Origin of the sequence: Micromonospora sp. C28ISP2-4 (genome assembly GCF_030519385.1) — a bacterium.
Taxonomy (GTDB): Bacteria; Actinomycetota; Actinomycetes; order Mycobacteriales; family Micromonosporaceae; genus Micromonospora; species Micromonospora tulbaghiae.
In genome coordinates this window covers 1,566,737-1,584,804 of record NZ_JAUMKG010000001.1, presented here as the reverse complement: position 1 = coordinate 1,584,804, position 18,068 = coordinate 1,566,737, and the positions used below count along the sequence as shown (strand labels likewise).

Here is an 18,068-nt window from a genome sequence, read left to right as displayed (position 1 = left end):
GTCGTCCGTGTGACCCGGCGAGAGCAGTGATGTCGAAGGCCGGTCCTCGCCCGAGGGCCGGCCTTCGGCGTCCGTACGTGCTCAGCGCCGGTGCTGCCCGCCGTCTCCGTGCCCGGGCCGGTGCTCTTCGATGCCCTCCCGGGCCGCCTCCACAGTGCCGGCCACCGTCGCCGCGGTGATGACGGCGACCGCCTCGCCGCGCTTGCGCGCCCGCCGGTCGCGGAGGAACTCGAAGAAGATCGGCAGCACCGAGATCACGATGATCAGCGCGACCACCGGCAGGATGTACCTGTCGATCTTGTCGCCGATGGCGTCGTAGATCTGACGGGCCAGCAGGTAGCCGACCAGCAGGATGCCGTCCACCCAGAGGATCGCGCCCACCACGTTCCACACGAAGAACTGGCGGGCCGACATGCCGAGCACCCCGGCCACCGGGTTGAGGAACGTCCGCACGATCGGGATGAACCGGGCCAGCACCACGGCCTTCGCCGGGCCGAACTTCTGGAAGTAGTACTCCGCCTTCTCCACGTACTCCCGCTTGAACAGCCGCGAGTTGGGCTTCTCGAACATGCGGCGGCCGTACCGGGCGCCGAGCCAGTGCCCGAGCTGGGCGCCGGCGATGGCACAGAGCGGACCGCCGATCATCAGCCCGGCCAGGGACAGGCGGGTGCCGTCGCCGAAGATGGCGTCGGCCACCGGGGAGGCGGCCACCCCGGCCAGGAACAGCAGCGAGTCGCCCGGGAAGAAGAAGCCGACGAGCAGCCCGGTCTCGGCGAAGAGGATCGCCCAGACGCCGATCATGCCGAAGGTGTGGATGAGGTCCTTCGGATCGAGCGGGTTCAGCGCCACGCTCTCGGAGAACATCCGGGTCTTCTCTGCTGTGTCCACGGCCACACAGGGTACCCCGGCCCGGTCCGGCATTTCGGCCGGACCGGGCGTCGCCGTCAGAGGCGGGGGTCGACCGGCTCGGACTCGCAGGCGAGGATCGCGAACACCAGCTCGTGGCGGCGCCAGAGCGGGGCGTCCTCGGCCAGCGCGTCCAGGGCGGCCAGGCCCAGGCCGTGCTCCCGCAGGGCGAGCCCGCGCTTGCGGCCCAGCGAACGGCGGCGCAACGCGGCGAGCTGCGCCGCCTCGGTGTACCCGGGACCGTAGATGATCCGCAGGTACTCCCGCCCCCGGCACTTGATCCCCGGCTGGAGCAGCGAGCCCTTCGGCGACCGGGCGGCCAGGCCCGCGTACGGCTTGACCACCATGCCCTCGCCGCCGGCCGCGGTGAGCGCCAGCCACCACTGCGTGGCGTCGGCCACCGCCGCCTCGTCGGCCAGGTCCACCACCCGCCGCCGGGTCGGGGTGAAGAACTCCGGGTCGGCGGCGCAGAGCCGGTCGGCCAGCGCCAGGTGCCAGCCGTGGTCGCGGTCGGCGTAGCTCACCCCGGCTCCGGCCAGCACCGCGAACGGCGCCAGCGTCACCCCGCGCAGCCCGTCGGTCGGCCGGACGTACGCCCGGTAGGCCGCCGAGTAGGCGGTGATCTCGGCGGCCCGCCCGGCCATCCGGTCGCGCAGCGCGTCCACCGGCAACCCGCGTCCGGCGGCGGTGTCCAGCGCGGCGAGCACGGCCGGCAACGCCGCCCGCCCGGCCGCGTCGACGCCGGCGTACTGCTCGCGGATCAGCCCGCCCGCCTTCGCCGACCAGGGCAGCAGCTCGGCGTCGAGCAGCAGCCAGTCGGTGCCCAGCTCGGCCCAGAGGCCGGCGGTCGTGACCGCGGCGCGCACCCGGGCCAGCAGCTCGTCGTGCAGCGGCGGGTCGAAGAACGGCCGGCCGGTACGGGTGTGCACCACGCCGCCGCCGAAGCGGCCCGGCTCCCGCTCCACGAGCACCACTGCCCGCGAGCCCATGTGCTTCTCCTCGCACACCACCTGGTCGACGCCCGCCGCCCGGTAGTCGGCGAACGCCTCGGCCGGGTGCTCCAGGAACCCGTCCACGGTCGACGTGGAGCAGGGCGCCATGGTCGGCGGCAGCCACACCAGCCGGCCCGGGTCGACCGCGAAGCGGCTCATCACCTCCAGCGCGGCTGCGGCGTTCTCGGCCGGCACCGTGAGCGACCCGTACGCGTGGGTGAGGTGCCGCCGTCCGGTCACGTCGGCCAGGTCCAGCACGGTGTCCGGCCGTACCGGCGCGACCGGGACCAGCGGGCGGGCCGGGGCGTACCACTCCTTCACCGCCGGGACCGCGACAAGCTCCTTCTCCGGGTAGCGCAGCGCGGTGAGCTGCCCGCCGAACACGCAACCGGTGTCCAGGCAGATGGTGTTGTTCACCCACTCCGGCTCGGGCGTCGGCGTGTGCCCGTACACGACCATGGCCGAACCGCGGTAGTCCCGCGCCCACGGGTAGCGCACCGGCAGGCCGTACTCGTCGGTCTCGCCGGTGGTCTCGCCGTAGAGCGCGAACGACCGCACCCGGCCGGACGCGCGCCCCTGGTACGCCTCCTTCAGGCCGGCGTGCGCCACCACGAGCCGGCCGCCGTCGAGCACGTAGTGGCTGACCAGCCCGTCGATGAACGTCTCCACCCCGGCGACGAACTCCGGCGTCTCGGCGGCGAGCTGCTCCATCGTCTCGGCCAGGCCGTGGGTCAGCCGGACGTCCCGGCCGCGCAGCTTGCGCAGCAGCTTCTGCTCGTGGTTACCGGGCACGCAGATCGCGTGCCCGGCCGCCACCATGCCCATGACCAGGCGGAGCACGCCGGGCGAGTCCGGGCCGCGGTCCACCAGGTCACCCACGAACACCGCGGTACGCCCCGACGGGTGCGCCGCGTCCACCGGGCGGCCCGCGTCGTCGCGGTGCAGCACGTAGCCGAGCCGGGACAGCAGCGCCTCCAGCTCGGTGCGGCAGCCGTGCACGTCCCCGATCACGTCGAACGGGCCGGTCAGGTCGCGCCGGTCGTTGAACAGCTTCTCGTAGCGGATCTCCGCGGCGTCGATCTCCTCCACCCCGCGCAGCACGTGCACCTTGCGGAAGCCCTCGCGGGCCAGCCGCCCGTACGACTGCCGCAGGTCGCGGCGCATCCGGTTGAGCACCTGGCGACCGTGCGTGCGGTCGGCGCGCGCCTCCGTGCGCTCCCAGGCCACCGCCTCCGGCACGTCCAGCACGATCGCCACCGGCAGCACGTCGTGCTCCCGGGCCACCCGGATCAGCCCGGCGCGCGCGTGCGGCTGGAGGTTCGTCGCGTCGACCACAGTGAGCAGTCCCCGGCGCAGCCGGATGGCGGCGACGTGGTGCAGCGCGTCGAACGCGTCGGCGGACGCGGACTGGTCGTTCTCGTCGTCGGCCACCAGACCGCGGAACGTGTCCGAGGAGAGCACCTGGCTGGGCGCGAAGTGCCGCCGGGCGAACGTGGACTTGCCGGAGCCGGAGACGCCGACGAGCGCCACCAGTGCCAGCTCGGGGATGTCCAGGACGGTCATCGGTTCGTCGCCTCCTTCCGGTCGTTGCTGGTGCTCTCAATGCGGTCGGCGCGGGTGAGCACCGCCATCTGGGTCGGCGTGCCCACCTCCGGGTCGTCGTCGCCGACGCCGCCGAGCACCGCCGTGTAGCCGTGCGCCGCCGCCACCCGGTCCACCCAGGCGGCGAACTCCGCCCGGGTCCACTCGAACCGGTGGTCCGCGTGCCGGAACCGGTCCGGCCCGAGCCCCTCGTAGCGCACGTTGTACTCGACGTTCGGGGTGGTCACCACCACCGTGCCGGGCCGGGCGTGACCGAACACGGCGTCCTCCAACGCCGGCAGGCGCGGCGGGTCGAGGTGCTCGATCACCTCCATCAGCACCGCCGCGTCGTACCCCCGGAGCCGGTCGTCGCGGTAGGTCAGCGCGGACTGCCACAGCCGGATCCGGTCCCGCTGCCGCTCCGGCAGCCGGTCCAGGCGCAGCCGCCGGGCGGCCAAGACGAGCGACCGGTCGGACACGTCGACGCCCACCACCTCGGTGAACCGCCGGTCGGCGACGAGCGCGGTGAGCAGCGCGCCGCCACCGCAACCCAGGTCCAGCACCCGGCTCGCGCCGCTGTCCCGCAGCGCGGCGAGCACCGCCTCCCGCCGCCGTACCGCAAGCGAGGCCCGGCGGGCGTCGTCCGCCGCCGCGTCTTCTCCGGTGGCGGGCTCGATGCTGTCGTCGGCGGGCGGCTCGTCGGCCAGCCGCAGCTCGGTCAGCCGGGCCATCGCCTCGCCCGCGAGCGCGCGGCGGTGCGCCAGGTAGCGGCGCGTGATCAGGCCCCGCTCCGGATGACCGGCCAGCCAGCCGGCACCGGCTCGCAGCAGCTTGTCCACCTCGTCCGGCGCCACCCAGTAGTGCTTGGCGTCGTCGAGCACCGGCAGCAGCACGTACAGGTGGTTGAGAGCGTCCGCGAGCCGCAGCGTGCCGGTCAGCGTCAGGTCGACGTAGCGGCTGTCACCCCACTCCGGGTACGTCTCGTCGAGCGGGATCGGGGTGGCCGTCACGGTCCAGCCCAGCGGGGTGAAGATCCGTACCGCCAGGTCGGCACCGCCCCGGCAGCGCAGCACCGGCACCCGTACGGCCAGCGGGATCGCGCTCGCGGCCAGCTCGGGACGATCGCGCGACTCGCCCCGCAGGGCGGAGCGGAACACCTTGGCCAGCGCCGACGAGAGCAGGCTCGACGCCGCGTACGGGCGGTCGTTGACGTACTGCCCGAGCGCGAAGCCCTCCGGCGCCCGCTTCCTGCGGTCCCCGCCCAGCTTGAGCGGATCGACCTCGACCAGCAGCGCCGCCGTGCAGCGCGCCTCGTCCGCCTCCGGGTAGAACACATGCGCGGCACCGGCGGGCAGGTCGAAGCTCTGCACGCGGTCCGGATGCTTCACCAGGAGGTGTCCGAGGTCGGTCGCCGGGCGGTGGGTCGTGGTGAGGGTCAGCAGCACTTGTCGATGATCTCGCTTTGTTCTGGCTTCTGTCGTGGGGGTTTCCGGGGGAGCCCGGCCCGCTCCGGGCGGTCAGGCTTGATCCCTGCGCGGGCCGGGCTCCCCCGGAAACCTGACGTGGTCCCGGTCGCGTCGACCTGTGCTGCCTGTTGGTTCGGCTTCTATGTGGCGGTGCCCCGCCGACCCTTGGGTCGACGGGGCACCTGGGGTGCTTCGGGTCAGGCTACGAAGCGGGTCTTGCGACGACGGGTCAGCACGTAGCCGACCGCGCCGGCGGCGAGCAGCAGCGCGCCGACGCCGGCGATCAGACCGGTCGAGGAACCGGTGATCGGCAGCGTGCCGCCGTCACCGCCGCCCTGGCCGCCGTCGCCCGGGTTACCGGGCGTGCCGGGGGTGCCGCCGCCGGCCGGGTTGATGACGATCGCGGCGGTGTCGTTCTTGCCGTTCGGGTCGCCGGAGAGCTTCGTGGTGAAGCTGCCCGCCGCGTTCGCGGTCACCGTGTCGATGCGCAGGCGGAACTCGTACGGGTTCTTCATGCCCTTGGGGCTCTCGGTGACCTGGCAGGCGTACTCCTTGGCCCCCGGCTCACCCCAGTTCGCGGTCCACGGGTCCCACTCCTTCGTGGGCAGGAACGGCACGCAGTCGTACGGCGCCTCGACGGCGGTCGTGCCGGCCGGGACGGTGACGCGGACCGGCAGGTCCTCCAGGCGGATGCCCGGGGTGCTCTGGCCCAGGTACTCCAGCGTGGCCGGACCCAGGTTGGTGAAGCTCGGCGCGACAGTGACGACGTCGCCCTTCTTCCCGGTGGCGGTGGCGCCCTCGGCGGCGAGGTCGGCCGGGTTGTCACCGGTGACCTTCACGGTCGCGACGGTGAAGTTGTTCATCTGGTCCAGGTCGGTCTGCGGCACCCGCGCGGCCTGCACCGACTTCTCGACCAGGCGCAGCTCGGGGCCCGTGCCGGGCTTGACCTCGTCCAGCCAGTCCTCGAACGCCTGGTCGAAGTCGTCGGTGGTCCACCAGTCGAGGTAGACCGGGAACCGGGCACCGGTACGCGTCTCCGGGCGCAGCGTGATCGGCAGGTCCTCGGAGAGCTTGTACGACCGGCCCGGCTCGATCTTCGTGTCGAAGGCGCAGAAGGCGTAGAACCCGTCCTCCTGGGCCCGGCAGTTGGAGAAGTTCCCGCCGTACGACGCGAGCCAGTCGGCCTGCACGACGAGCACCGTACCGTCGACTGTGGTGTCGCCGCCGTTGCGGACGACACCCGGCACGGCGGCACGGCCGCCCGGGGCGCCGCTTGCCTCGACGGTCGGGTCGCTCACCAGGTCGACGCCCTCGGCGATGGTGACGCCGGCCGTACCGGTGGCCGTCTTGCCGCCCGAGGTGACGCTGATCTTCAATGCGCCCTCCTGGCCCGGCTCGGCGGTGTCCTTGCCGTTGACCAGGTAGTCGAACCAGGGCTCGTCGCCGTCGGCGAGGTCCGCCTCGCAGTGCAGCTTGGTGGAGGAGACGTCGCAGGTCCAGTCCCACGCCGGCTCGACGGTGGCGAAGCCCGAGACCGCGGAGAAGTCGATGTCGATCGTGGTGCGGCCGAACGTGGGCTCCGACTCGCCGTCGGACATGTGCGCGAAGAGCGAGCCGTAACCCAGGTGGCCCGGGGCGACGAGCAGGTCGTGCGTGACGACCTCGAACGGCGCGTCCGCCGCGAGGGCGGGAGTGGCGGAGGCGGCGACGAACGCGCCTGCGACGCCCAACCCGGCGAACCAGCGCCGGGTGGAGTTGCTGAGCATGTGGGGTCCTCCCGTGGGGGTGATTCAGGTGGAGCCCACGGAGCTTAAGGATTCCTTAAAGGATCGCGGTGTCCCACATCATGAATATTGACCGAACGGATGACCGTCGCCACCGCAATGTTCCGGCTGCCCGGGCGCGTCCATGGATCGGGACACCGGGAGGTGCAGTGACGTACGAGGAGTTCGCCGACGCGCGGTTGGGCGCTCTGCTGCGGTACGCGGTCATGCTGACCGGGGATCCGCACCAGGCCCAGGATCTGGTGCAGGAGACCATGGTCCGGGTCCAGCTCAACTGGCGGCGGGTCGCCCGCACCGACGCCCCGGAGCGGTACGTGCGCCGGATGCTCACCAACCAGTTCATCGACTGGCGGCGCGGATCGTGGGCGCGGCGGGTGCTGCTGCGCGGCGAGGCGGACGAGTCGGTGCCCGCGCCGACCGACCACGCCCAGTCCGCCGTGGACCGCGACCAGATCCGGTCGTGGCTGTCCCGGCTGCCCCGGCGGCAGCGCGCCGCGCTGGTGCTGCGCTACTACGAGGACCTGCCGGACGGGGAGATCGCGGAAATCCTCGGCTGCGCCGTGGGCACCGTCCGGTCCAGCATCTCGCGCGCGCTGGCCACCCTCCGAGCCGAACTCGTGGAGGTCTGCTGATGATCGAGGACGAGCTGCGGGCCGCGTTCGCCCGCATCGAGGCGTCGACCCCGCCCGTCGGCCCGGTCCGGGCCGCCGTCGACCAAGCGGTGATCACTCGCCGTCGACGCCGTCGGCGCGTACGCCTGGCCGGCACGGCACTGGCGGTCGCTGCCGTCGCCCTCGTCGGCTTCACGGCGATGGCGCCCCGGCCGCCGGCACCCACGGCGGCGCCCGCGCTCCCCGCGCCGGTGCCGGAACCCGCCGGCGCGCTGAACCTGCTGCTGCTCGGCGTCGACCAGTCCGCCGGCAGCCGGCGCGCCGACTCGGTGGTGCTGGTGCACCTGCCGGCCGACCGGAGCCGGCTCTACCTCGTGTCGATCTCGCGTGAACTGCTGGTGCCGGTGCCGCCGCACGGCGGAACGGAGAAGCTCAACGCGACCTTCTCCCGCACCGCCGGGTCGGGAACCGACCTGGCCGCCGGCTACCGGGCGACCCGCCAGGCGGTCGCCCGGCTGACCGGGGTACGCGTCGACGCGGGCGCGGTGCTCACGTACCCGGGGGCGCGTGAGCTGACCGACGCGGTCGGCGGCGTGCCGGTGTGCCTGCCCGCGCCGGTGCGCTCGGTGCACACCGAGCGGCGTTTCCCGGCCGGATGCCAGCGGCTCGACGGCCCGGCGGCGGTGGACCTGCTGCGGCAGCGGTACGGCCTGCGCGACGGTGGGCTGGACCGCGACCGCAACGCGGCCCGCTACGCCGCCGGCCTGCTCCGCCAGCTGCGGGAGCAGGGGACGGCGACCGACCCGGCGCAGCTCAGCCGGCTGCTCCTGCGGATCGGACCGGCCGTCACCGTCGACACCGGCGACCTGTCGCTGCCGGCGCTGGTGGCAGCGGCCGGCCGGACCGCCGCGGCCGAGCCGGTCGCGCTTGCCTTTCCGGTGCTCCCCGAGTGGAACGGTCGCGGATACGAGCCGGACCCGACACTCACACCCGGGTTCCTGGACGCGTTGCGCGCGGACCGGCTGGGGAAGTGGGCCGCAGAACACCCGGGTCAGGTCACCGCCCTGCGGTGACCGGGTGCCGGATCAGCGGTAGTCGTCCTCGTCGGCGGTGACGACGCGGGCCTGCTCCATGGCGTCCCAGTCGTCGACCTCCATGCCCCGGTGCGGCTCGCCGTCGCTGTCGTCGGTCACCGTGGTGGCCTGCTCGACCGCGTCGGCCGGTTCGGCCTCCAGATCCCGCTCCTCCGGGGCGAGGTGGTCACTGGGCGCGAAGTCCTCGTCGGGCTGACCCATCGTCCCTCCCTGTTCTCCGTGCGGGCATCGTCCCCACCACCGTACGGGCTGCTCCGGGCCGCCGCTGGGTGGCGCCGGAACGCGGAGTCGGCGATTGTCCCGCTCCGGGCGCGCGGCCGATGCCAGGATGGTTGCCATGGGCTTTCTGATCCGACTGGCGATCACCGCGGTCGCGTTGTGGATCGCGACGTTGATCGTGCCCGGAGTGGAGGTGAGCGGCCGCAACACCGGCAACAACGTGCTCACCCTGGTTGTGGTGGCACTGGTCTTCGGTGTGGTCAACGCGGTGCTCAAGCCGCTCATCAAGGTGTTCGGCTGCGTGTTCTACCTGCTCACACTCGGTCTGTTCGCGCTCGTGGTGAACGCGCTGCTGTTCATGCTGACCGACTGGATCGCCGGGGTGCTGAAGCTCCCGTTCCACGTGGACGGCTTCTGGGCCGCCTTCTGGGGCGCCATCGTGGTCGCGGTGGTGAGCTGGCTGATCAGCGTCGTCGTGCCGGACCGGCTGGAGAATCGGTGAGCGCCGTCCGGGCCGGTTGCGCCCCTCTCGCGCTCCTACGGGATACTGCCCGCGGTGGACAGCGCGGTCCGGCGCAACCGTGGACGTGAGCGACCGGAACGGTCGCGCCCATGGAAGACAGCGGCCTGCACGGCCGAGAGCGGTAAGTAAGGAGCGTTCGACATGCCCATCGCTTCCCCCGAGGCTTACGCGGAGATGCTGGACCGGGCCAAGGCCGGCCGGTACGCGTACCCCGCGATCAACGTGACCTCCTCGCAGACGCTGAACGCGGCGCTCAAGGGCTTCGCCGACGCGGAGAGCGACGGCATCATCCAGGTCTCCACCGGCGGCGCCGAGTACCTGTCCGGCCCGTCCGTGAAGGACATGGTGACCGGCGCGGTGGCGTTCGCCGCGTACGCGCACGAGGTCGCCAAGAAGTACCCGGTGAACATCGCGCTGCACACCGACCACTGCCCGAAGGACAAGCTGGACAAGTTCGTCCGGCCGCTGATGGCCATCTCGCAGGAGCGCGTCAAGGCCGGCCAGGAGCCGCTGTTCCAGTCGCACATGTGGGACGGCTCGGCCGTGCCGGTGGCGGAGAACCTGGAGATCGCCGAGCAGCTGCTCGCCGAGGCCGCCAAGGGCAAGATCGTCCTGGAGATCGAGGTCGGCGTCGTCGGCGGCGAGGAGGACGGCGTCGAGAACGCCATCAACGACAAGCTCTACACCACCGTCGAGGACGGCCTGGCCATGGTCGACGCGCTCGGCCTGGGCGAGAAGGGCCGCTACATGGCGGCGCTGACCTTCGGCAACGTGCACGGCGTCTACAAGCCGGGCAACGTCAAGCTGCGCCCCTCGGTGCTGCACGACATCCAGGTGGCGGTCGGCGCCAAGTACGGCAAGGACAAGCCGCTCAGCCTGGTCTTCCACGGCGGCTCCGGCTCGCTGCTGTCGGAGATCCGGGAGGCGCTGGACTACGGCGTGGTGAAGATGAACATCGACACCGACACCCAGTACACCTTCACCCGCCCGGTCGCGGACCACATGTTCCGCAACTACGACGGCGTGCTGAAGGTCGACGGCGAGGTCGGCAACAAGAAGATGTACGACCCGCGCGTCTGGGGCAAGGCCGCCGAGGCCGGCATGGCCGCCCGCGTGGTCGAGGCCTGCGAGCACCTGCGCTCCACCGGCACCACCATGAAGTGACACCCCGCATGTAGAGGAAGGGCCCCTTGTTAACGCGCCGCGTTAACAAGGGGCCCTTCCTCTACCGCAGGCGTTAAGAGGGGGCCCTTCCTTTCACTGCACCAGCACCCGGACGGCGTCGCGCACGTCGTCGGTCAGGTGGATCGTGTGCGACAGGTCGCCGAACGGGGACGCCGCGAACAGCGGCCGCAGCAGCGACTCCACCGGCAGCTCGGTGGTCCAGTAGGTGCGGTCCAGGAAGACGTACGCCCCGCTCGCCCCGTCGGTGCCGTAGAACGTCTTGGTGGCCGCCTGGAACACCTCCTGCACGGTGCCGGCCTTGCCGGGCGCGAACACGATCCCGCCCCGGGCCAGCCGCAGGATCGTGTCCTCCCGGATGGCGTTGGAGAAGTACTTCGCGATCCGGCCCGCGAACAGGTTCGCCGGCTCGTGGCCGTACAGCCAGGTGGGGATGGCGAGTCCGCCGGAACGGGCCCACTCGGTGCCGGGAGCCGACGGGCGGGGCGACGGCAGCGACGGGCCGTCCGCGTACCGCTTGCGCACCGCCAGCGCCGCCGCCGTGTACCGGTCGTGGTCGGTGAAGTCCGGCGCGACGGCGAGCACGTCGATCGCGGCGGTCAGCTCCTCGGCCGGCCAGGCCGCGAGGAACGCGCCGAGGTTCGCCGCCTCCATCACGCCCGGACCGCCGCCGGTCACCACGAGGCGGTCGGCCCGCGCCAGCTCCCAGCCCAGCACCGCGGCCATCCGGTACGCGACGCTGCCGCGCGGCACCGCGTGCCCGCCCATCACCCCGACGACCGACTGCGGCCCGTGCGCGGCCAGCCAGGACCGGGTGGCGTCGGCCAGCGCGTTGTCGACGCCGTGGTCGTGCAGTCGCTGCCCGAGTGCCTCGCGTACGTCAGGCAGCGCGCCGCCGTGCGCCCGGAAGTGCGCGTACACCCGGGTGTCGTACATCCCGGCGAACCCGCCCTCGGCGAAACCGGCGGCCAGCTCGTCGGCGGTGTAGAGGTGCGACGGCTGGGTCGGGTAGGGCAGCCCGGAGAACGGCGGGACCACGTTGGCGCCCCGGCGGACCAGGTCCGCGCCGACCTCGCGGCCGGCGAAGCGGCAACCCACGAAGAGGGTGCCGGTGACGTCGACGTCGCGCAGGTCGGGTACCGGGTCGAGGTCGAGGCGCAGACCCTGCACGGTCAGACCGGCCAGGGTGCCCCCGGCAAGCCGCTGCTCGAACGCGGTGCGGGTCTCGATCTCGTTGACGTGGGGCGCGTGCGGCTCGATGACGTCCGCGGGTGGTGGGGTCGGCACCAGGTCATCCTGCCCCCGCACGGCAAGTGCCGAAACCGGGGGCGGGAACGACAGGAGCCCGGCGGGCACGCCGCCGGGCTCCTGCGTAACCGGGTCCTGGGGAGGCTCCGGATCTGTATTTGTAGTGCAAGAACCACGGCGGCGGCATGGGCCGCGGGTACGTGTGCTCCCACCGCAGGCGTGACGAAACCCTCAGCCGTTCAGCCATCCGTACGGGCGAGGCCCCTCGCGTACCCGAGGGCGAAGCGGGTTGAATGGGGCGATGCAGAACCTGTTGCCTGAGCCACCGGCCACCCTGCTCCCGACCCACGAGGAGGCCGACGCCGCGCTGGCGGCGGCGGCCGAGCAGGGCACCGACGAGGCGTACGCCGAGGTCGCGGCCCGTTTCCCGACCTACAGTGCGGCCTGGGCCGCGCTGGCCGGCCGCGCGCTCGCCGCGGATCAGGTCGTCACGGCGTACGCGTACGCCCGCACCGGCTACCACCGGGGCCTCGACCAGCTGCGCCGCAGCGGCTGGAAGGGCCACGGCCCGGTGCCCTGGTCGCACAAGCCCAACCGGGGCTTCCTCCGCTGCCTCTACGTGCTGTCCCGCGCGGCGGGGGAGATCGGCGAGGCGGACGAGGCGGCCCGGTGCGCCCAGTTCCTCCGCGACTGCGACCCGGCCGCCGGCGACGCGCTGTCCGGCGACTGACCAATGCCGCGACGGCCGGCCCTCCGGTGGCCGGCCGTCGCGCCCGTCCTACAGCCCCTCCGCCACCGACGCGGCGATCTTCAGCCAGGCGTCCCGGGTGGCGGAGGAGAGCTGCCCGTACCGCAGCGGCTCGCCGGTGTCGATGAGCCGCTCGTACGGCGCCAGCAGCACCGCCCGGGTCCGCGCCGCGAAGTGGGCCTGGATCGCCGGCAGGTCGATCTCCTTGCGCGACGGCGGCATCGACACCACTGTGACCGCCTGCCTAACCAGCCGCTGCCGGCCGCTCTGCTCCAGGTGGTCGAGCATCCGGGCGGCGGTCTCGGCCGAGTCGTTACGGGCCGACATGGTGACCACCAGCTGATCGGTGGCGTCCATCGCGGCCTGCCAGTTCTGCGCCCGGACGTTGTTCCCGGTGTCCACGAAGATCAGCTTGTAGAACCGGCTGACCACTTCACGGATCTCCGCGAACGCGGCGGCGGTGAGCATCTCGCCGCCGGTCGCGGACTCGTCCGAGGCGAGCACGTCGAACATGCCCTCGCCCTGTGAGCGGACGTACTGCGACAGGTCACCCACCCGGCCGTGCGGCCCCTGGAACTGGGCCAGGTCGCGCAGCATGTCCCGCACCGTACGGGCGTGGAAGTCCTGCTGTGCCCGCATGCCGAGCGTGCCCTGGGTCTCGTTGTTGTCCCAGGCCAGCACGTATCCGCCGCGTTTCTGGCCGAACGTCATGGCGAGCAGCAGGATCGCCACCGTCTTGCCGGCGCCGCCCTTCGGGTTGACCACTGTCACCTGGCGCAGGCCGCCGAAGTTGCGGCGGACCATCTCGATGTCGCGCCTCATCTCCTGCTCGTGCCGACCGGGCGCGAGCCGGACCAGCCCGATCTTGTTGACCACCGCGCGTACGCCCATGGTGGCCACCGGGTCGACCGGCCGGGCCTGGCGGCGGCGGGCGAAGTCCTCGGCGGTCGGGGGCACCGCCTGCTGCGGTGTCCAGCCCTGCTCCGGGTGGGGCACTCCGGGCTGAGACGGCGGGGGCGCCACCGGGCCGGACACCGGCGCCTGCGGGGGCATCGGAGCGCCCGGCTGTGGCACGCCGGTCTGTGGCGTCCAGCCCGGCGGCGGGTACCAGCCGGGCTGACCGGGTTGCTCCTGGTACCCGGGCTGACCGGGTTGCGCCTGGTAGCCGGGCGGCGGGTAGCCGTTGCCGTAGGGGGACGGCTGCGCCGGCACGCCCGGCGACGGCGGAAACGGCCCGAGGCGGGGCGTCTGCTCGGGCGCGCCCGGCCCTGCCGGTCCCGGGCCGGCTTCCGGCGACGGCTGGGCCGGCGTCCCGGCGACAGCGGCCCGGCCTGCGGCGGTGCCGTCGGTGGGGAAGGCGTCGGACGGCAGGGGCGGTGCCACGGTCGCGCGGCCGGAGGCGGTGCTGTCGGTGGGGAAGGCGTCGGACGGCGGGGGCGGTGCCACGGGGGCGGTGCCGTCGGCCCCCGCTGCCTCGGACGGCGGAGCCGTGCCGTCGGCGGGTTCCGGGCTGGCGGCGGAGTCCGCCCCGGCCCGCTGCGGCGGCTGGGCCCACGGCGAGGCGGTCCGTCCGTTCCCAGCGGCCTCGCCGGCAGAACCCGAGCCGGCGGTACCCGGGCCGGTGGTGCCGGTGGCGGGCGTTGTCGTCGGCGCGGGAGCCGCCTGCGACGCGGGCGGAGGCGGGCTCACGGGCGCCGTGGCCGGCGAGCCGGCCGTCGCCGGTACACCAGGCGCCGTCGGCGCACCGGGCACCGCCGGTGAGCCGGGCGCCGCCGGGGCCGGCTGGGCCGGTGCCGGGCCGGACGTCGCCTGGTCGAGCGTGAACGGCAGGTCCAGGTCGACCGCCGGCACGTGTGGTCCCGGGACGTCCGACGCCGGCGGCGTGGGGGCGTCGGCCGGCGGGAGTGGCCAGGGCACCGACGCCCACGGCGGGATCGCCGCCGCCGCCGAGTCGGTCTCCTCCGGCGGCCAGAGCGGCTCGACGTCCCGCTGCGGCACCTGCGGTCGGCCCGGTACGTGGGCCCGGTCGTCGTTCTCGTGCACCACGGTTCCTCCCCATTCCTTCCGCCGAGGATAGGCGGTCCGGCCAGCGCCGCGAGCCGGGTGGGAATCGACCGAGGTCAGCCCGTCCAGACCGCCCAGGCGCCCGGCTCGGTCCACCAGGAGCGCTTGCGGCTCAGCTCACCCTCGACGCCGTCGTCGAGGAAGGGCACCTTCTCGTCGCGGGGCACCACCGCCACCGCGCGGCCCCGCGCCCGGCGTACCTCCAGCCGGACCTTCTTCCGGCCCAACGCCGACCGGGTCACCACCGGTACGGCGACGCCCACAGTCACCCGGCCGTCGGCCGGGTCCGGGCCGCCCAGCAGGTCCACCTCGCCCAGGCGCCCGTACCCGCCCGCGTTGCCGATCGCGCACGCGGTGATCGGCTCGGAGCCGTCGCTGAGCACCGTGCCGTCGACCTCGACCCGGGCCCGCCAGTGCAGCGGCCGGCCGGCGTCGTCGGCGGCGCCGAGCAGCGCCCCGTCGAGCGTCACCGAGCCGCCGTCGTTGCGCAGCAGGTCCAGCCGCCGAGCGGTGCCGTCCAGCACCGCGGCGGCCACGCCCGCCGGATCCCGGGGCAGCCCGAGCTGCGCGGCCAGGTCGCGCGCCGTCCCGGACCGGGCCGGATCGAGCGGGAGTACGCCGACCGGGGGCAGGTCGGGCACCGTACGGTTGTCGGCCAGGTCCGCGGGGCGGCGACTCGGCGGCGGAGCGTACCGGCGGACCAGCCGGCGCAGGACGGCGCGCAACTGACCGTCACTCGCCGTTGCGACGATCAGCCGGGTCTTGCCGTCGGAATCCGGCCAGGTGAGGCCGTCGGCGCGCGGCGGGCCGTCGAGGCGGGCCAGCACCTCGTCGATCTCGGAGTCCGACCGGGCGGTCACGGTGGTCACCCGGGCACCCCGGGCGGTCAGCTCGTCCGCACAGGCCAGCACCGGTACGCGCGGCGTCTCGCAGCGCTCCTCGCCGGTCTCGGCGCCGGTGTCGTCCGCGCCGCCGCAGCAGGCGCCGCCGCTGCCGCAGCCACCACCGGGAGCGTCCCGCTCCGAGCCGAGGGTGAGCAGCACCACGTCGTACACGAAGGAGCCTCCCGCTTTCCGACCAACCCCTGCTGGTCCCACCGTCACTACTTGTTAGCCTGACACCCCGGGCTCGCTGACCGGTCGCCACCTGGCACCCGAGCCTTCTGGAGGCGAGAAGATGCCAGCGATCGTGCTGCTCGGCGCCCAGTGGGGCGACGAGGGCAAGGGCAAGGTTACCGACCTGCTGGGTGAGCGGGTCGACTACGTCGTGCGCTACTCCGGCGGCAACAACGCAGGCCACACGGTGATCACGCCGGACGGCCAGAAGTACGCGCTGCACCTCATGCCGTCCGGGGCGCTGTCACCGAGCGCGATGATCGTGATCGGCAACGGCGTGGTGGTCGACCCGAAGGTGCTGCTGCAGGAGATCGACGGGCTCGCCGAGCGTGGCGTGGACGTGTCCCGCCTGCGCATCTCCGGCGACGCGCACCTGATCATGCCGCACCACCGTGCACTGGACCGGGTGGTCGAGCGCTACCTGGGCAGCTCCCGCATCGGCACCACCGGCCGGGGCATCGGCCCCGCGTACGGCGACAAGGTCGCCCGGATGGGCATCCGCCTGCAGGACCTGCTCGACCCGGGCATCCTGCGCAAGAAGCTGGAGCTGGCGCTCCGCGAGAAGAACCAGCTGCTGTTCAAGATCTACAACCGTAAGGCGATCGACGTCGAGGAGACCGTCGAGGAGTACCTCCAGTACGCCGAGCGGCTGCGCCCGTACATCGCCGAGACGCGGGTGATGCTCTGGGACGCGCTCGACCGCGGCGAGACGGTGCTGCTGGAGGGTGCCCAGGCCACCATGCTCGACATGGACCACGGCACGTACCCGTTCGTCACCTCGTCGAACCCGACGGCCGGTGGGGCGTGCGTGGGCGCGGGCATCCCGCCGACCGCGATCACCAAGGTCATCGCGGTGAGCAAGGCGTACACGACGCGGGTGGGCTCCGGCCCGTTCCCGACCGAGCTGTTCGACGACAACGGGCAGCACCTGCGCAAGGTCGGCCACGAGTACGGCACCACCACCGGCCGGGAGCGCCGCTGCGGCTGGTTCGACGCGGTGGTGGCCCGGTACGCGTGCCGGCTCAACGGCGTCACCGACCTGGTCGTCACCAAGCTGGACGTGCTGACCGGCCTGGCCAAGGTGCCGATCTGCGTCGGGTACGAGATCAACGGCGAGCGCTTCGACGACATGCCGATGACGCAGACCGACTTCCACCACGCCACGCCGATCTACGAAGAGCTCGACGGCTGGTGGGAGGACATCACCAAGGCGCGGACCGAGGACGAGCTCCCGGAGAACGCCCGGCGCTACATCGCCCGCATCGAGGAACTGACCGGCACCCGGGTGAGCGTGGTAGGCGTGGGCCCGGGCCGAGAGGAAAACGTCCTCCGCCACCCCCTCCTCCCCTAACCCCTCCCGACCCCCCGGCCCTCCGGGCCCCACTCCGGTGATCAAGGAGTTTGTGTCCAGTTTGGCGTCGGATCCGGACACAAACTCCTTGATCATCGGGGTGGGTGCCGGGGCGGGCGTCGGGGCGGGCGGGCACGGGGTGGAGGCGGGACGGGCTGTGGGAGGGCGGTTATCCACAGGATTGTCCACAGGGGTGTCGGCTGCGGGGCGGCGCGGGGGAGCCTGCGCGTGTGGGTGAATTCGACGAGCTGACGCGGCTGGCCGCAACGCAGGGCGGGTTCGTGACGGCGCGGCAGGCGTTGCGACTGGGCCTCGGCCGGGAACAGATCCGGTACCTCGTCCGGTCCGGGCAATGGACGCGCGTCTCGCGCGGTTGCTACCTGCCGTCCCCGGCCGGGCCGGCGCCGGTAGCGCTGCGACGTGCCATGATCCGCGCCACGATCGCGAGCCTCGGGCAGGGCGGGGTCGCCGTGCTGGGTACCGCCGCGGAACTGCACGGCATCGCCGGCCTTCCGTCGACGGCGGCGATCCACGTCTCGGTGCCGCCGGATCGACCGCACGTGCAGCGCCGAGCGGAGCCGGGCCTGAGGGTGCACCAGTTGACGCTCGCCGACGCGGACGTGTCCCGGGCCGGCGGTGTACCGGTCACCACACCGGCGCGCACCGTCGCCGACGTGTTGCTACGCGCCCGGCGCTACCCGGCGGTGTGCGTTCTCGACTCCGCGCTCAACCACGGGATCCTGGCCGAGGACGACCTCTCCCTGGTGCTCGCGTACCTCACCGGACGCCGCGGGGCGGTCGCCGCGCGGGGATACCTGGCCGAGGCCGACGGCCGAGCCCAGTCGCCCCTGGAGACCCGCGCCCGGCTCCGCTGCGTCGACGGTGGCGTGCCGCCGGACGTCCTGCAACTGCCGGTACGGGACGAGGACGGTTACCTGCTCGGCATCGGGGATCTGGCCTGGCGGGGCGCGCGCCTGATCGCGGAGGCGGACGGCCGGGCCCCGCACCTGACGCCCCAGGCTGTCTACGCGGACCGTTTCCGGCAGAACCGCCTGGTCAATGCGGGCTGGCGGATCCTCCGCTTCACCTGGTCCGACACGGTGCGCCCCGATTACATCCCCCAGACGGTAAAACACGCCCTGATGCGCCGGTGATCAAGGAGTTTGCGGACCCGACCCCCTCAA

Annotated in this window: 15 protein-coding genes; 7 read left to right on the top strand and 8 right to left on the bottom strand. The window is 73.2% G+C overall.

The features are described from left to right. Nucleotides 1-81: 81 nt before the first annotated feature. The 4 genes from Q3W68_RS07650 to Q3W68_RS07635 form a co-directional block, all read right to left on the bottom strand. Nucleotides 82-921 (bottom strand): DedA family protein, encoded by an 840-nt coding sequence (locus Q3W68_RS07650; protein WP_302904751.1) that lies wholly within the window; start codon nt 919-921, stop codon nt 82-84. Nucleotides 922-944: 23 nt separating this feature from the next. Further along, nucleotides 945-3,461: a polynucleotide kinase-phosphatase gene (locus Q3W68_RS07645; RefSeq protein WP_302904750.1), complete on the bottom strand. Its 2,517-nt coding sequence runs from the start codon at nt 3,459-3,461 to the stop codon at nt 945-947. Further along, nucleotides 3,458-4,924 (bottom strand): 3' terminal RNA ribose 2'-O-methyltransferase Hen1, encoded by a 1,467-nt coding sequence (locus Q3W68_RS07640; RefSeq protein WP_302904749.1) that lies wholly within the window; start codon nt 4,922-4,924, stop codon nt 3,458-3,460. The genes Q3W68_RS07645 and Q3W68_RS07640 overlap by 4 nt, the downstream gene beginning before the upstream one ends. A 218-nt stretch (nt 4,925-5,142) precedes the next feature. Next, complete coding sequence (locus Q3W68_RS07635) at nt 5,143-6,711, bottom strand: LPXTG cell wall anchor domain-containing protein (protein WP_302904748.1); 1,569 nt, start codon at nt 6,709-6,711, stop codon at nt 5,143-5,145. Between the two features lie 167 nt (nt 6,712-6,878). Here Q3W68_RS07635 and Q3W68_RS07630 point away from each other — a divergent pair, with 167 nt between their 5' ends. Further along, the gene (locus tag Q3W68_RS07630; protein ID WP_216931491.1) at nt 6,879-7,361 is read left to right on the top strand and encodes a SigE family RNA polymerase sigma factor; all 483 of its coding nucleotides are present in this window, start codon (nt 6,879-6,881) and stop codon (nt 7,359-7,361) included. Continuing rightward, a complete protein-coding gene (locus Q3W68_RS07625) occupies nt 7,361-8,413 on the top strand; it encodes an LCP family protein (RefSeq protein ID WP_302904747.1) in 1,053 nt (350 codons plus the stop codon). Before Q3W68_RS07630 ends, Q3W68_RS07625 begins: the two co-directional genes overlap by 1 nt. A 12-nt stretch (nt 8,414-8,425) precedes the next feature. Here the strand turns inward: Q3W68_RS07625 and Q3W68_RS07620 are convergent, their stop codons facing one another. Further along, nucleotides 8,426-8,635 carry a hypothetical protein gene (locus Q3W68_RS07620; RefSeq protein WP_302904746.1) on the bottom strand — a complete coding sequence of 70 codons (210 nt, stop codon included), beginning with the start codon at nt 8,633-8,635 and terminating at the stop codon, nt 8,426-8,428. Between the two features lie 136 nt (nt 8,636-8,771). Here Q3W68_RS07620 and Q3W68_RS07615 point away from each other — a divergent pair, with 136 nt between their 5' ends. Together Q3W68_RS07615 and fbaA are read left to right on the top strand one after the other, a co-directional pair. After that, nucleotides 8,772-9,155, top strand: a complete 384-nt coding sequence (locus Q3W68_RS07615; protein ID WP_302904745.1) for a phage holin family protein — start codon at nt 8,772-8,774, stop codon at nt 9,153-9,155. Between the two features lie 162 nt (nt 9,156-9,317). Then, the gene (fbaA, locus tag Q3W68_RS07610) at nt 9,318-10,340 is read left to right on the top strand and encodes a class II fructose-bisphosphate aldolase (protein ID WP_281579368.1); all 1,023 of its coding nucleotides are present in this window, start codon (nt 9,318-9,320) and stop codon (nt 10,338-10,340) included. A 93-nt stretch (nt 10,341-10,433) separates the two neighbouring features. Here fbaA and Q3W68_RS07605 read toward each other — a convergent pair whose 3' ends face one another. After that, nucleotides 10,434-11,645 (bottom strand): LOG family protein, encoded by a 1,212-nt coding sequence (locus Q3W68_RS07605; protein WP_302904744.1) that lies wholly within the window; start codon nt 11,643-11,645, stop codon nt 10,434-10,436. Nucleotides 11,646-11,907: 262 nt separating this feature from the next. Between Q3W68_RS07605 and Q3W68_RS07600 the strand changes: the two genes are divergently transcribed. Then, entirely contained in the window at nt 11,908-12,336 is a 429-nt protein-coding gene (locus Q3W68_RS07600; RefSeq protein WP_091414087.1) for a DUF3151 domain-containing protein, read from the top strand. Between the two features lie 48 nt (nt 12,337-12,384). Here Q3W68_RS07600 and Q3W68_RS07595 read toward each other — a convergent pair whose 3' ends face one another. After that, entirely contained in the window at nt 12,385-14,400 is a 2,016-nt protein-coding gene (locus Q3W68_RS07595) for a chromosome partitioning protein (protein WP_302904743.1), read from the bottom strand. A 74-nt stretch (nt 14,401-14,474) separates the two neighbouring features. Then, nucleotides 14,475-15,473, bottom strand: coding sequence for a diacylglycerol kinase family protein (locus tag Q3W68_RS07590; RefSeq protein WP_302904742.1), 999 nt, complete (start codon nt 15,471-15,473; stop codon nt 14,475-14,477). 121 nt (nt 15,474-15,594) lie between these two features. Between Q3W68_RS07590 and Q3W68_RS07585 the strand changes: the two genes are divergently transcribed. Together Q3W68_RS07585 and Q3W68_RS07580 are read left to right on the top strand one after the other, a co-directional pair. Beyond that, nucleotides 15,595-16,884, top strand: a complete 1,290-nt coding sequence (locus Q3W68_RS07585) for an adenylosuccinate synthase (RefSeq protein WP_120572356.1) — start codon at nt 15,595-15,597, stop codon at nt 16,882-16,884. 230 nt (nt 16,885-17,114) lie between these two features. Next, the gene (locus Q3W68_RS07580; RefSeq protein ID WP_302904741.1) at nt 17,115-18,038 is read left to right on the top strand and encodes a type IV toxin-antitoxin system AbiEi family antitoxin domain-containing protein; all 924 of its coding nucleotides are present in this window, start codon (nt 17,115-17,117) and stop codon (nt 18,036-18,038) included. The last annotated feature ends 30 nt before the right edge of the window (nt 18,039-18,068 follow it).